Here is a 15,746-nt window from a genome sequence, read left to right as displayed (position 1 = left end):
CAGTAATTTTCTTAATTTTATCAAGATTTTCAAAGACTGTTACTACCTCTGTTAGGGATGTATGATTTGATTTTTTTGTAGTATTTAATTCTCAATATTTATTAGTAATTTTGATGTCTTCTTTTGTTAATTTACTAATTTTAAAATGAAAATTTTTCTTTTTATAAGAAGTTTTTTCTCTTCTAAAATGTCCATTAATTTCAACACAAATAATGTTATTAATTTGTTTATTTTTATGATTTAAATTTATCATATATAATTCACTTGTCCTTTCACTTTTTACTATTACTATATTTTATCAGATGGGACAAAAAGTCACGAGCAAGCTCGAAACTTGCATCGTGACTTTTTAATTGACGATTATTTTTCACACAAAAATTAAAAAAATAATGCTTGATATGATTAAAATCAAAGCATTATTTTTGAAATATCTTTGTAAATATTTTTCTAAATTTTTACAAAAATGTGTTTTTATCCAATTTTTAGTATATTTTAAGTTAATATTTGTTCTATTGTTGTTCATTTATTTGTGTTTGTGAATCTTTTTCATCTTTTAATGTTTCAACTGATTCAATTTTGTTTAAGAATAGGTTTTCATCTTTTTTATAATTATTTTCTTTATTTGATAAAGTTTGTATTTTATTAAAACTATTCTTTTCATCTCTATAAATTATAAATAAGGTAATTAAATATATTATGCTAATAAACAATCCTATTATTAAAAGTGTTTTGTGAGTTTTGTATTCAGGTTTTTTACCAACTTCAACAATTAAAATAACTTTAAAGACATATCTTGCAATTGTTAATGGAATAGAAACAAAAAGCAAGAAAACAAGACCGACTATGTAATAAACTATCGAATTGCGAACTTGTTGTTGAATTTCTTGTGAAGTAGTTTTATCATCTAAAATAATTAAAAATGAACTTCAACCAGAAAAAAGCAACGAAAAAACAATTGTATTTATTAAAGTAATAATTGCTGTAAATATTAATATTATTTTGAGATTTTGAACAATTTTATTATCTTTTTGTGATCAAATATTTTTCATAAAATAAATTATATATTTTTTACTAAGACTTTATTTTGAATTTTAATCTTATTTTATAGATATAAACAACAAAAAAATAAGATTAAAATTCTTTAATGTGCTTAGTTTTTAACACTTAAAGTAGATATTTTTAATATGTTATAATAAAAATATATTTTTTAATTATTAAAATAATTAAAATAAAGGAGTGAATATTATGAAAAAAAGAATTAAAAATTCTTTAATGATTTTAAGTTCATTAAGTACACTAACAGCAATATCATCTTTTTTAATTTCATGTAATGATCCTAAAAAAGATCCAAAAAACGATAATAAACAAGATGGTACTCAAACAGATGTTTTAACACCACAAAATCCTGATAATCCAAATCAAGGAAGTAATAAAACAACAGATGTAAAAGAATCATATAACGCTGCCGAAATAAAAGAATTTATTCAAGGTAAAACTTTTGATCAATTATTTCAAAACACAATAACAATTGGTCCAAGAAATGCAACACTTCCATCAGAAGTACAAGGAAATGTTTCAGACCAAGCAATTAGTTCTAAAGATGAGAAATTACCATTTAATGTTATTAATACTATTCCAAATGATGAAAATGGTACGCTATCAGTTGTTATAAAATATGGAGATAAGGACAACACAGATGATTCATTAACAAAAACTTATGAGTTACTTGGATTTAAAAAACAACCAAAAGATCCTTTTGCGCATATTAATAAACCAACTGTAAGTGAATCATATGAGTCAAAATACTATAAGTCAGATAATGCTACAAGATATGATTTAGATATGGAAGAGTATTACAAAACCTTATCAAGACAAAATTATGCTCATACAGACTTAAACAATCCTGAATCAGGGATTGCAAAATATAATGAAATTGCTAAAAAATTAAACTTACCAAATTATGATCAAGCAAATAAACTTGGATATACACTTCCGGTTTATGATCAACAAGGTAATGTTACTGGATTAAAAATTAAAGAGCAAAATGGTCCAGGTATTGGCCCTTCTTGATTTGACTTTTTTAAAGACAGAAAACCCGCAGAAACAATCGGTCTTGCTAGAACAATTACAAATGAAAACTATGCAACACAAGCTTTACAAACATTTCAGTTAAACTTTGTTGTGTGACAATATTCAGCAGATGAAAATATTAGATTACAACTACGTGAAGCATTTAAAAATGATGAAGATTTAAAACTTTTATTAGCAAGTGTTAAAGATGCAGAGTTTAAAAAAGAAATGGAAGATAAATTATCAGGGTTACAAGAAGGAAGTGTAGCTATTTTTAACATTTACAAAGATGAAATTTGAAAACAACTTGTTAAAGAATACAGTCCTAATGATCCAACACAAACAGAAGCTGCTAAAATTTATACAAAATATACCTTAGATCAACGTCAAAAAGTAATGGATCGTGTTAATAAACTTAATATACCTGAGGAAATTAAGAAAAAAGTTGAAAACAACTTAAAAGAAGTAACTGATTTTTATAGATTCCAAGAAAGTTACAGAAGCAATCTTCCTTCAGCTGGAACAGCTTGAATTTTAGATTACGAACTAGATGAAACAGGCAAATACCCAACTAAATGATATTTTGGAACAAATTTACATGTTATAGATGGTTATAGTGCTGAGAATTTATACAGTTTATCTTTAAATAGGTTAAACGAACAATTTCCATCAATTTTTAATCAATTAAAACTTGTGAATTTAGAAAGTAAAATTGATAAAATCAATTTTAATCCTCAGGTATTTAGAAAAGTATTCGATGGTCGTGATGTACTAAATTGAGATCCTAAAAAATTCTCAGTAAATAAAAATGAAGAAAGAAAAGAATATATGGACTTTGCTGTTTTTGAAATTGATTTTAGTAAAGTTGATCAAACACATTTAACAAGATTTAGTGATAAAAACGAATTTGCAAAATGAGTTACAAATAACTATGCAAACTTACCAAATGAAAAGAAACTAAAAATTGCAAATTATGATTATCTTAATTCATTTGAAAAAATCGATGCACCAGTAAATTCTGCTGAAACTCATAAACTTCAAAACAAAACACTTGCAGATTATGATAGTTTATATGTTTTAGGTTATCCAAAATCAAGTTCACAACTTTTTAGTGATTTCTTTTTAAAACCATATATTAACGATGATCAGTTAGCAAATATTGCACATGATTTTACATTATGAACAAATGCTGATAATAAATTTTATGACAGTCCAAGTACACAGCCAGCTGATAAACTTAACAGAGGTAATTGATTAAGTGCAAACATCGGATTAAGAACCTTTAAAGATAAACCAGGTGTTACTGATAGATTCATTTCAATACCAGTTATTGCTGATAAACCATATAAATCAAAATACGATTCAAAAGAATATTTTGAATCAGGATTATCATATTCATTAAAATGATATTCACCAGGAGGTGGTGCTTCTGGTAGCTCTGTAAGAAATCAAAACAATGAATTAGTTGGTTTAGTAAGTACCAGATATTATAGTGCTTTTACTTCATCTGCTGTGGCAATTAGAAGTAATGGATTTAATTATAATGGATTATATGGTGAATATAATTCGCCACAATATGATCTTGTGTATGGTGGTGGTAAAGACCAACAAAATTCATACAGACAAGAATTAGCTAAACTTGGTATTAAAAAAACATGGTTATTCCAAAATGGTCTTGATGATGCTAACATTCCAGAAACACATAAATTTAAGTAATAAAAATATTGGATGTAACATCCAATATTTTTATTTTAAAACTAAATATACATTAGCAGGTGTCCCGAATCTAGAACTTAATTTATCTTCAAAAGCACGCACATGAGCATTTGTAACGTCTTCATCTTTTTTATCAAAATAAATTCTGAGTGCTTCAAAATCATCTGCATCATTGCTATTTGTAATCGAAGTTTCATTTATAAAGTTATTTTGATTGTTATAAGTATCTGACACCATATAAATCATATGTGCTTTGATTTCTATATTACCAGAAGAATTTTTTGCTATTTTTAAAATAAATCTACCAATCGTCATATAAATAGTTTGTTCTCCATCAAATTCTTGAGACTCAAAAGGTTTGTTAGATACTCCTGAATAATTTTGAAATAGTGAAGTTACTGTTTTAAAACTTAAATGTGAGTGAGGGATAGAAGTTTCGTTTGAAATATTAACTAAACCTAAACCGTGTTTGTATAATTTTGAATATTCAAATTTTTCATTTTCCTTAAATAAAAATCAACGGCTTTTTTTGTTATCCTCATTTTTTAAATCGGGATATTGAACTGGTCTAAATTTATCGGTATAAGCTAAAAAATGCATTCAGTTATTTGATAAAAGTTGTGAAACTTTTTGATCATAGTTTGCATCTTTGTAATCCAACTTTTTAAATTCTTGTTTAAATTCTGCAAAACTTGGAAATTGCATTTTTTGCAATTCTTCATCAAAATTAAGATGAAATTTATCTATAACTGCATTAATATTTTTATGAGTTTTATAATCTCTTGCTTCATCTTGAGTATTATTGCAAGCAACTAATAAGTTGCTTGCTAATAAAGTAGGTAATCCTAAAAATAATAATTTATATTTTTTCATATTAAATCTCTATATCTATAATTGTATATCTTAAAGATTGTTCTCCATATCTATCAGCAAATAAAGCTCTATTAGCATCACTATATTTAATATTTTCACTAGCTCACTCAGCAAAAGTTGATAAATATTTTTTTAAGTCAAAATCATTTAACTTATCCTTACTTTGTAGCAATTTAGGATAAGAATAAATGTATGGATGAAACTCAACTGATTTAATTAGGCTAAGAGTTTCATTTCCTCTAATATCAAATCTTAAAATAAAACCATCTTCTGTTAATAAAAACACTCTTTTTTCATAACTAATTTCTGTTTCATTTGTTTCATCATTAAAGTTTTTTTCTTGATCATAAAACTGGATTACATAATCTAAAATATTGTTATTTGTCGGGATGTAAAACTCTTTTGCAATAAGTTTATTAGTTTCAACATTTTCAACTACATCATCTAATACAATTTTGTCTGCTTGTAAGGTATTAAACTGAATAAATTTCATTTTATTAAAATGAAATAAAAAGGATAATCAGTTTTTATTCATCATTTCCTGAATATATTTTTTACCTTCTGTTGTTACAAAATTATGTTTTGCATTACCAAAAAATGATAAAAGATCGCGATCAAAAGGTGTACTGATTGTATTTGCATATCTTAATCACATTTTAATATTTTTATAATATTCTTCACCTAAATCAATTTGAGATTTAACATATTCTTGCATTTTTGTTTCATCAGTAAAAGACATTCTTAAAAGAGTTTGAATATAATTTTGTTGTAAAAAAAGATTTCATTGTGCAACTTGATCACTTTTTTGTTTTTTTGCTTCAAGTTCTTGGTTTTTATTTGATTCTTGATTTTGATTTGGGGCAACGCTTAAAAACAATAATGGTGAAGCATATGATAAAAATGGAAGATATTTAAAAAATTTTTTTCAATTTTTTTTCATTACACTTCCTTTCTTTGTTCATTAAATAAACCAAAGACAAAAACTGGTGAACCATATTTTTGTTTTTGAACCATATTTTCTTTAAAAGCGATTCTTCCAATTTCATATTGATGTAAAAATAAGGTATGAACAACAGATGTAATTAAACTTAAAGAAATTGTTCGAGCTTTTGATTCAGGGAAATATCAGTTTATTGCACTCATTTTTAACTCTGGTGTTTCAGATAATTTATCAATTAAAATCCGAAAAACTAATTTATCTTTTTTAAGATAAAAAACAGCAGCATCACCTAATTCAACATTTTCATCCCCAGGTTTAATTGCATCTAAATAATTATCATAAAATCTAAAATCATTTGATGGTAATTTATTATCAATAATTTCCTTATACTCAGCATCAACAACTTTTCCGTTTTGTAAACCATCAAAAACATATTCTACAAATGTAAAATCAAATTTATCAATATTTTTTAAAAAGAAATATCAGTTTTTAGAAAAAACTTCAGATTGTTGTTTTGCAAAAGCATTAGATTCTTCATAAAATACTGCTATTTTTTTATTAATCTCAATGATTTTGTTTTGTAAATCCGCTATTTCTTTTCTATATCTTCCTGCTTCAAATTTATATTTTTCAAGTTGTTTTGATAAAGCACCTTTTTCGTTTTGTAAACGTTCAATATCATCTTTTGAGTTATTTGCTTTTAAGTCTTGATATTTTGTTGCTATATCTAAAAATTCTTGTTCAATTTCTTGTGTATTTTGTGTTTGTTGTTGAATATAATTTAATTCTGCTACTTTGTCATTTTTAAACAAATAATTTAATAATGTTTTAAAAATAGTATCCGTTCTGGTTTTATCATTATTTTTTCCAACTTCTAGCACTTCATCATCGTTTTTAATAATGTTGTGAATTAAACTTGTTTTTGAATAGTCAGCACAAGAAACAGTCGATAAAAGAGTACAAAAACCTAAAGATGCTAAAATTTTATTTTTCATCAATTATCCCCCATGCATATCTATAAACTCTTAAATCAGATTCTGAGTTTTGTGTTTGTTTATTAAACTCTTTTACTGCTTTATAAAAAGATTTATAATAACTTTTTTGATTATATAAATCTAAATAAACTGCATCATTAATTTCTTTTTTTGCCTCATTTTCTTTTTCAGTATTTCAGTTACTATTGCTTTTTTTAGCATAATCTAAATAGTCATCATAATAAAATACATATGCATCAACAATACTTGTATAAAGTTTAACAACATCATCTTGTGTAATGTTGTTGTTAAAAACAAAAATTTCTGGAACTAATTGAATATGCTTGTTTTGTTTATTGCTATCTTGTGTTTTGTAACTAAAAAATGGTAGTAAAACATTATCATTAAATTGAACAAAAACAATTTTTTTATCTAAATAAACATCATTTACTTTATCAACCATTTTTGAATCAAAATCAAATTCAAAAATGGTTTTAATAATCATTTCTTTATTAATAAATAATAAAGTTTTATTCTTTTCTAATAAATCAATAAATACTTGTCTATCACTATCATCATTTTTATTTTTTTCATCTTTATGATCTTTAAATCTAAAATTAAAACCATTGAATAAAAAAGTAAATTTGGAAATATTGTTTAAAATTCAATATCAGTTATCTGTTGTTGCTTGTTTTAATACTTCAACTGATCTTTGTGCATATCTTGCTTCAAGATTTGTTGCAATATTTAAAGTATTTTGTGTTAAATAAGTTGGTGCAAATGCTAAAGATACATTTAATTCAGTTGTATAACTTGATTTAATTGAATTTTGTCTATTAAAAAAATCTTTTTTAAAACTTTCGCTATCTTTATCATCAAAAAAGTATTCGTTAGCTATTTCTGCTAATTTATCTTGATTAACGTTTGTTTGTTGCTTAAAATAATTTTTATAACTTATTTCTTGAGTATTTTTACAAGCAATTGCAAAAGGTAAAATAGATATTAATCCTAATGAACTAATTTTTAATAACTTTTTCATAAAAGATCTTTTCTAGATGTTCAAATTTTTCACCAGAATAAACAATTTTACCTTTATTTATTAATGTAAGTGAATCAACAAATTTATCAATTTCACTAAGAATATGTGAACTAATAAAAATGGTTTTACCTTTTTTGTGTAATTCTTGTAAAAGATTAAACAATTCATATCTTGCAGTAGGATCAAGGTTTGATGCTGGCTCATCTAAAACAATAATATCAGGTTCATTAAGTAAAGCTTGAATTAATAAGATTTTTTTCTTTTGACCAGAAGAAAAATTATGTGGTTTTTTGTATTTTAAATCATAAATATCAAATTTATGTAAATAATATTCAATTTTTTCTTCAATTTCTTTTTCTTTTAATTGATTTAATAGACCAAGATATTTTAAATACTCATAAACTTTAATTTCTTTAGGGAAAATCGCATTTTCAGGTACATAACCTAATGCTTTTCTACTACTTGGATCTTTGATATTAATTCCATTGATTAACACATCACCAGAATAATTTATATAAGAACCAATAATGGTTTTAATAGTTGTTGTTTTACCTGCACCATTTTCACCAATAAAAGCATGAAATGAACCTTTTTTTACTTCAAAATTTAAATCAAAAACACCAGTTTTAACTTGCTTTTTTGTTGTGTATATTTTTGTAAGATTTTTAACTTCTAAAATATTTTCCATTATTTATAGTCCTTTTTGTAGTAAAGTTTATAGTTTGCAAGTATTAATAATAAAGCAATAATAATTCAAATTACAAAATATGAATTTTTTTCTATTATTTTGTGATTATTTCTTGAAAGTTCCACAACTTGATCTAATGTTTGAAACATATAGTTTTCTGAAGGATTTAAATCATATCTAATTTTAATTTTTTTATCAATAACTTCTTGTTTTGTTTCAAAAGAAGAGTAACCACCAATACGGTATGTTCCTTCATCAATTTTAACTTCAACACTGTGCGGATCAAATGCTTGTGTTCTTGGATTGTATAAAATAGCATCTAAAATTTTTGAATCATTAAAATTAAAGTATGCATAATATAAAAGTGCAGTAGCAAAATAAAGTTTTTTTTCTGAAAGAGTTTTAATGGTTCTGTTATTTAATGAATTTTCATTAAATAACACACTTGATTTGTCCTCAATATCAAGTAAACCTTTTTTATCATTTTGTGATTTTAAACTCTCAGTAATATTTGAAAAAATAATATCTTTTACTTCTTCGATATTTTCAATTGAATTAGTTTGACTTTTGATTTGATCATAAAATTCTTTAGCATAAGAAACAAAAATAGGATTTTTTAAAATCTCATCAATAAATTGTCATTTTATTTCACCAACTAAATTATCAGAAGTTGAGTGTACAAATTTATCTTCTGGAAATTCTGCTTCAAATGAACTTGCTTGTGAATGTGCATAGATTAGATTAGTATTTGATAAATTAGGGATTTGAGTTTGATTTTTTAAAGACCCAGGAACAAGAAAAACATTTTTATAAATTCTTTTATAAATAATATCTGAACCTGCTTCATCTTTAACATATTCACCATTTTCATCTTGTAATTTTAATTCTTCCTTTAAAACTTTATATCTTTTTAAATCAGAATTTAATTTTAAAGTATATCCATAAACAAATGAATCTTGTTTATTGTAATATAAATAATTTTTAAGATTATTAAAATCATCAATGTTACTAAATGAGTTAAAGATATTTTCATTATTATAATTGAAAATATCAATCATTTGGTAAGGTAGAATTAAATATGAATATGCTTGTCAATCCTTAGAAGAGTTTGCTGAGATTTCAAAAGCTTTTGTTAAATATTCATTTTGATCATCTCTAAATTTTTTATTAGGTAAACCATTTGGAATGATATATAAATTATCTTTATCATTATTTAAATAAAATTTTTCAGCATTTACTCTATTTCCTGATGCATGGTTTTTATATGCTGAATTTAAATAAAAAGCATAGTTATTTGGAACTGATGTGCTTTTTGAAGCCACAACAGTACCACCAATTGCAAGCGGACTAAATAAAACAAGTGGTAAAGTTATTGCAATCTTAGCATTTAATTTAAAAGCAATTAATGAGCTTATTATAGAAAAGATTGTGTATGCTAAGAAAAATACCAAGATTGAATATAAAGATATTAATCCTAACAAAGGAAGATTAATTGAACCAAAAATTATTAAATTAGAAATTAAAATAATCACAGTTCAATAAAATCCAAACATTAAATTAGTAACATTTTTTGCTATTAAAATGTTTTTTCTTGAAATAGGTTTAGATAACGTAAGTAGTTCTATACCTTCTTCTTCTAAATCTTTAAAAAGATTTAAACTTTTTAAAGATGCAAAAAGGATAGTAACTAAAAGTTCAATAAAAACATATACATAAACAATAAATGTTTTTTGTTGATTTGCTAAATTGATTTGTGATAAAGTTATTCCTGAAATAATTGAAATAATAAATCATAACAACGGGATAATAAATGTATTTGCTTTTTTTATAAGTATTTTATGTAAAAATAAAATGTAATTTTTTGTTGTTTTCATATTGTCCTTTAATTATATTACTGTTTAGTAATATTATAAAGCAAAAAGATTTTTTTGCAAAAAAAATAATCAAAAAATCACTTAACTAATGTTAAGTGATTTGTTTGTTAATCTATTTTTTTATCATCAAAATATTGTTTTCCGATAAAGTTTGAACTATTAATTGTTAAAATTCAGTTTATTGCTTTTCATATAGTACCATAATAATCGTGTACATTATGTTGATAACCTTCACCAAATGAAATATCTCTATTTTCTGCTAATGTTATTTTAGTATTATCTCTGTTATCAAGTTGTTGCATAAAACCAGAGACAGATTCTTTATGACCTAAATCATTAATTCTTCTACCACCAAGAACAGGAGCAAATCTTAAAACAGTTGGATCAGATGTAAATATGTTATCAAAAGTACTTCCACCTCTTACATATCCTAATTGAATACCAGAAACAGCTCATTTATGATCTTTTCTTTTATCATTAGGAGATCTTCTATATGTACCATTTGTATGTTTTACAAAGGCTTTTGATATTTGATCTGTTAAAAGTCAAACTCATCTGTCCCTTAGATTATATTCTGTTGTAGGATATCTATTTCTATCACCGGCATCAAAAGTATATGTTGCATCTGTGTCTGGAACTCTTGAATTTAAATAACTAAATAATGCACCAAATGTTTCAGCATCTCAACCATTATTAAAGGCAAGACGCGTAATTCAATCATGATAAATGTTATCAACATATGTTCCCCACTGACTTCAAACCGATTTACTTCCATCTTGATCAAATGAAAATAAATTAGAATTAAAAATTCATGCTTCTGCCGTTCTTTCACCAGTGTAATTTCTATTTAAGTAAATAATATTTTTAGTATTTGGTTCTGTACTTCCATCAACTGAATAGTATATATCATCATATGTTTTATTTGTTGTTCTGTCACTAACACCAAATTTAATTGAAGATAATTTATATTTATATCCTGCTCTTAGACCTGTAATTGGTAATCTATTTAAAACAAGAGTAGTAAATTCATCACCACCAGTTTCTGATATACTTTGTAAACTAGAAATAGGGTATCTAAATTCTAAGTTATGATATAGGATTTTATTTTTATTTGTTGCAATTTGACTACCTGTATTTGCACTACCTTTTATTTTAACAATAATTTCTTTATTTCTGTTAATATATAAGTTTTTAGATTTTAAACCAGAAATTGTAATATTATAGTTATATGCAGATTCAATTAAATCAGCACCTCTTAAAGTTGTATCTCCTGAATTTTCTTTATTTCAAACAACTTTAACATTTTCAGCAAAGAAATTGTTATTATTAACAAAGAAGTTTTGATTTCTAGAAAATTCAGTTTTTATTGTATTTGAATTATTTATAACTTGTTGATCAGTAAGATTATTTTGATCACTGTAAACTATTTTTTCAAAACGGTATTCACCTTCATAAATAAATTTAAGGTCATTTAAAGTAAATCTTAGAGTTGAATTATCAAATCTTTGAACATTTGATACTACTTTATTTCCATTATTATTAACAACTAAATATAAATATTTATTAGCAAGATTTCCACTTTGTTTATTAAATTTAATGTTTGTTAATACTGTTTCACTTTCTCATCTTTGCTTATCTGGTCAAAATTCTCTAATTTCATAGTAATTTTGAATTTTGTTTAATAAAGTATTAAGTTGTGAATAATTAGATGCTGAATTTCTTTCATTTTCAAATGATGTCCTTTGATTAGTATTGTATACATCATTTAAAGCAGTATTAATTTCTTGAATTTTAGCATTTCAAAGATTTTCTGCTTCTTGTTGAATATTTTGTAATTCAGTTTCTGTTGTTGCAGAATTAAGTCTTGTATTTAAATTGTTATACTCTGAAGCGCCATTTATTTTATTAACCGCAGATCTTGCTTCATTACGTTTTGTATCAAGAATCCTTCTTACTGTATCAATTTTGCTTCTTAATTCTCTTTCTGTATTGTTTTGTACAGAATTTGTATCAATGTTGTTGTATAAATTATTTGCATTAATTGTATCTTGTGAAAGTTTTCCGATTTCAGATAAAGCCTCAGTTAAAATTTTTCCAATTTCTTCATTAACTTTTTGTACTGTTTCTTGATATTGTGCTTCAGTATTTGTATCATTTGTTAATACTTGACGTGCTGTTTTAACTTGATTATTATTTTCAAGTCGATTAAGAGCATTTTGTGCTTTGGTTTTTTCAGCATTTAAATAATTACGTACTTCATTAACAGCATTTGTAATATTAGCAGGTGTTTGATTATCATCATTTATAATATTTGCTTTTTGAGTTTTAAAGTTTGTGTTATTAAGTCTATTTAAAAGTTCTTGCGCACCTTGACGAGCACGAACAACATCTTTATAGTTTCTTACACGTGCTAATATTTCTCTGACTTTTGCTTCATTTTGAGCAGCATTTAATTCAGACATAAATCCATTTTTCTTATTATTATCTGCAATGGATTGAATTTCTGTTCTTGTTTCATTGATAGCATTTAAAAATGGATCAACTTTTGCTTGTGTTCGAATTGCTAAATCATTATTTGTTGCACGATCTAATTCTGATTGAAGTTCATTTCTGTTCGATGCAGGAATGGTATTAATTTTTTGTTGCGCAAGGTCAATTTTGTTTTTAAGATCAATTGCTTTATTTTTAACTGCTTCATAGTCTGTTTGTGTTCTGGCAGCACTATATTCATTTTCTAATGCACTTCTTTGAGTTTGTTTTAAATTATTAATTGCGGCTTGTGCATCATCTTTTGCTTTTTGAAGTTTAATATCATTTAAAATATTATTTAAAGTATTAACATCAAATGCAGAATTGATTCTGTTGTTAAATTGTGCTTGTGAACTTTGTTGTAATTGACTTTGAGCAGTTTTTACTTCTGTAAGTTTTGAAGAAATTGCAGGTAATGAAGTAGTGATTGCATCTATTTCTGCAATTGTATCTGCTTTATCAGAATTTCTAATATTTTCAAAATGAGTTTTTTGTGCTGGATGAGAACCAAATTTATTATTTATTTCAGTTTGTAAAGCATTAGATTTAGTAACTGTTCTTTGTGCAAGCGCTTTAAGATCAAGTAGTTTATCACCATTGTTGTTATTTAATACATAGTTATTAACTAGTTCAGACCTTGCATTTACAGGCATTTTTTGAATTTCTGTATCTGCTTCATTTCTAATTACTTCTAATCTTTGAATTGCTTTATCTTTTTCTTGATTTACAACATTTTGTTCTGTTGCAGAATTTACAATATTTCTTGGTTGTGTTTGCTCACTTGAAGGAAGTTTTGCAATTTCAGCAAGTGCTTGTTCTTTTGCAATTCTTAAATCTTGTGCTTCTTGTGCTAATTTTGCATCAATTTCTCTTTCTAAATCAGCAATATTAGGATTATCAGCATCTAAACGAGAAGTCATTGATGTTTTAAAGTTGTTATCTTTTACACCATTTAATTTAGTTTTTAATCTTTGTACTTCTTTTTCAATTGCAATTTTCTTTTCAATTTCAATTAATTTAGAACGAGTGTTTGTTTGATTTGAATTTAACTCATTTTGCAATGCTGTTTTTTTAGTTGAATTACCAAGTTGATTTAATTTGTTTTGAACTTGATTTTTTCTATTGTTAAAAATTCTGTTTACATTTGAGTTAATTGTTTCAAATTTTGCTTCAGTAGGATTTGCGACTGCTTTATCAAATTCTTGTTTTTGAGTATTGTAATCATTATTTTCAGAAGCATAAGTTCCAGTTAACAGTCCTTGATCAACTTTAATCTTGTTTAGGTTATTTTGTGCTTCTGTTTGAATTCTTTGCATCTCTGTATTTAATGCATTAATCGCATTTTCCATTGCTTCCATTGTTTTAGGTGTAGTTTGATTTGCACGTAATACAGAGTTTGTTGAATTAAATTTATTTTTAAGTGAATTTAATTCTCTTTCTTTTGCATCTAATGTATTTTGAATTCTTTGTTTGATTGCATCAACACCTTCAAGAGTTGTTTGTGCATTAATTTGTGCTTTTTCTTGATCTTTTTGTGGATTTTTAAGTTTATCTGCTAATGCAATTGCTTCTTTTTTTGCTTCAGATAAGGCTGTTTCAAAACCAATTTGTTCTAAAACACGACGTCTAATATCATAAGCAGTTGCAACAGATTGAGCATTTTGTAATTCACGCTCAAATTCAGATTTTTTAGTTTGATCGCTTAATTTATTAATTTCTGCTGTTGTGTGTTCTTTCGCTTTGTTTACAACTTGAGTATTTAAATCCTTTAATGCTTTAACAGTATTTTTACCAGAAGTACTAAATTGACCTTGATCTTTAATAAGTTGGTTAATTTCATTATTAACTTGACGTTCATTTTGATTAAATACATTATTTGAATCGTTAATTAATTTATTCAGTTCATCTTCTGTTTGAGCACTTGTTAAATCTCTGTCTGCTTTAACTTTTGCAATATCACCTTCAAGTTTTGCTACTGCTTGTGTTGCTTCTGCCTTTTTAGTATCAAGAATTGTTTGTGCTTGCTGTTTTACACTAGCAACATCATTAGTTGTAGTTTTTGCATTTAAGTCATTTGTTAATTCTTGTTTTTTAGGATTTGTATTTGAAAGTTTATTAATAACTACTAAAGCATCTTGTTTTGAAATTTCAAGATCAATTTCTTGTTTTAGAGCATCTAAAGTTGCTTTGTCTGGTGCATTGTTAATTCTGCTTTCAATATCAGCACGTTTTTGAGTATTTGTAACTTGATTCAATTTAGTTTTTGCTTCATTTTGCATTTCTCTAAATCTTGTGTTTGCTTGTGCTGTAAGATCTTCATATGCTTGTTGTGTGTTAGTTTGAGTTGCTGTAGTTAAATCTTGTGCTTTTTCCCCACCAAGTTTATTTACTGCTTGTGTTGCTTGTTGTTTGAAATTATTTAATTCTTGTTGAACTTTTTGTTTAACTGTTTCAATTTGCGCTTGTGTTTGAGCGTTATCAAGTTCTTGTTGTAAGTTTATTCTTGGTTGTTTATTTGCTGTTAATTTATTTACTTCTGTTTGAGCAGTTGTTTTATCTTGTTTAATAAGAATAATTGCTTCTTGTTTTTTAGTTTCTACTTCTGCTGGATTATTAGTTTGGTTAATAGCGTTTAAAAGTTCTTGACGTTTTGTTGCATTATTAGTTAACTTATTAATTTCAATCGTCAATTAAAAAGTCACGATGCAAGTTTCGAGCTTGCTCGTGACTTTTTGTCCCATCTGATAAAATATAGTAATAGTAAAAAGTGAAAGGACAAGTGAATTATATATGATAAATTTAAATCATAAAAATAAACAAATTAATAACATTATTTGTGTTGAAATTAATGGACATTTTAGAAGAGAAAAAACTTCTTATAAAAAGAAAAATTTTCATTTTAAAATTAGTAAATTAACAAAAGAAGACATCAAAATTACTAATAAATATTGAGAATTAAATACTACAAAAAAATCAAATCATACATCCCTAACAGAGGTAGTAACAGTCTTTGAAAATCTTGATAAAATTAAGAAAATTACTG

At 25.2% G+C, this 15,746-nt stretch carries 11 protein-coding genes; 2 read left to right on the top strand and 9 right to left on the bottom strand.

Translation table 4 applies throughout. From position 1 onward, the window contains the following. Positions 1-253: hypothetical protein (locus BU00_RS0101545; RefSeq protein WP_027121196.1), on the bottom strand; the 253-nt coding region annotated here is incomplete at its 3' end. A 256-nt stretch (positions 254-509) separates the two neighbouring features. Then, positions 510-1,049 carry a hypothetical protein gene (locus BU00_RS0101540; protein ID WP_027121195.1) on the bottom strand — a complete coding sequence of 180 codons (540 nt, stop codon included), beginning with the start codon at positions 1,047-1,049 and terminating at the stop codon, positions 510-512. A 196-nt stretch (positions 1,050-1,245) separates the two neighbouring features. Between BU00_RS0101540 and mip the strand changes: the two genes are divergently transcribed. Continuing rightward, complete coding sequence (gene mip, locus BU00_RS04470) at positions 1,246-3,786, top strand: Ig-specific serine endopeptidase MIP (RefSeq protein ID WP_051521840.1); 2,541 nt, start codon at positions 1,246-1,248, stop codon at positions 3,784-3,786. Between the two features lie 30 nt (positions 3,787-3,816). On the opposite strand, the gene BU00_RS0101530 is transcribed toward mip, so the two are convergent. From BU00_RS0101530 to BU00_RS0101500, 7 genes are all read right to left on the bottom strand, one after another. Then, positions 3,817-4,659 (bottom strand): hypothetical protein, encoded by an 843-nt coding sequence (locus BU00_RS0101530; RefSeq protein ID WP_027121194.1) that lies wholly within the window; start codon positions 4,657-4,659, stop codon positions 3,817-3,819. Position 4,660: 1 nt separating this feature from the next. After that, the gene (locus tag BU00_RS0101525) at positions 4,661-5,599 is read right to left on the bottom strand and encodes an aromatic motif membrane protein (protein WP_027121193.1); all 939 of its coding nucleotides are present in this window, start codon (positions 5,597-5,599) and stop codon (positions 4,661-4,663) included. Continuing rightward, a complete protein-coding gene (locus tag BU00_RS0101520; RefSeq protein ID WP_027121192.1) occupies positions 5,599-6,594 on the bottom strand; it encodes an aromatic motif membrane protein in 996 nt (331 codons plus the stop codon). Before BU00_RS0101520 ends, BU00_RS0101525 begins: the two co-directional genes overlap by 1 nt. Next, positions 6,584-7,612 (bottom strand): aromatic motif membrane protein, encoded by a 1,029-nt coding sequence (locus BU00_RS0101515; protein WP_027121191.1) that lies wholly within the window; start codon positions 7,610-7,612, stop codon positions 6,584-6,586. Before BU00_RS0101515 ends, BU00_RS0101520 begins: the two co-directional genes overlap by 11 nt. Further along, positions 7,590-8,300, bottom strand: a complete 711-nt coding sequence (locus BU00_RS0101510; protein ID WP_027121190.1) for an ABC transporter ATP-binding protein — start codon at positions 8,298-8,300, stop codon at positions 7,590-7,592. Before BU00_RS0101510 ends, BU00_RS0101515 begins: the two co-directional genes overlap by 23 nt. Continuing rightward, positions 8,300-10,174 (bottom strand): ABC transporter permease, encoded by a 1,875-nt coding sequence (locus tag BU00_RS0101505; protein ID WP_027121189.1) that lies wholly within the window; start codon positions 10,172-10,174, stop codon positions 8,300-8,302. Before BU00_RS0101505 ends, BU00_RS0101510 begins: the two co-directional genes overlap by 1 nt. Positions 10,175-10,281: 107 nt before the next feature. Beyond that, positions 10,282-15,393 carry a coiled-coil domain-containing protein gene (locus tag BU00_RS0101500; protein ID WP_027121188.1) on the bottom strand — a complete coding sequence of 1,704 codons (5,112 nt, stop codon included), beginning with the start codon at positions 15,391-15,393 and terminating at the stop codon, positions 10,282-10,284. Between the two features lie 100 nt (positions 15,394-15,493). Here BU00_RS0101500 and BU00_RS04465 point away from each other — a divergent pair. After that, positions 15,494-15,746 (top strand): hypothetical protein (locus tag BU00_RS04465; RefSeq protein ID WP_027121196.1); only part of this gene is annotated, 253 nt, incomplete at its 3' end.

This window comes from Mycoplasma leonicaptivi ATCC 49890 (genome assembly GCF_000622205.1).
GTDB classification, from domain to species: Bacteria; Bacillota_I; Bacilli_A; order Mycoplasmatales; family Metamycoplasmataceae; genus Mycoplasmopsis; species Mycoplasmopsis leonicaptivi.
Note: the sequence above shows the minus strand (reverse complement) of the source record. Positions and strands in the feature narration are given on the sequence as shown.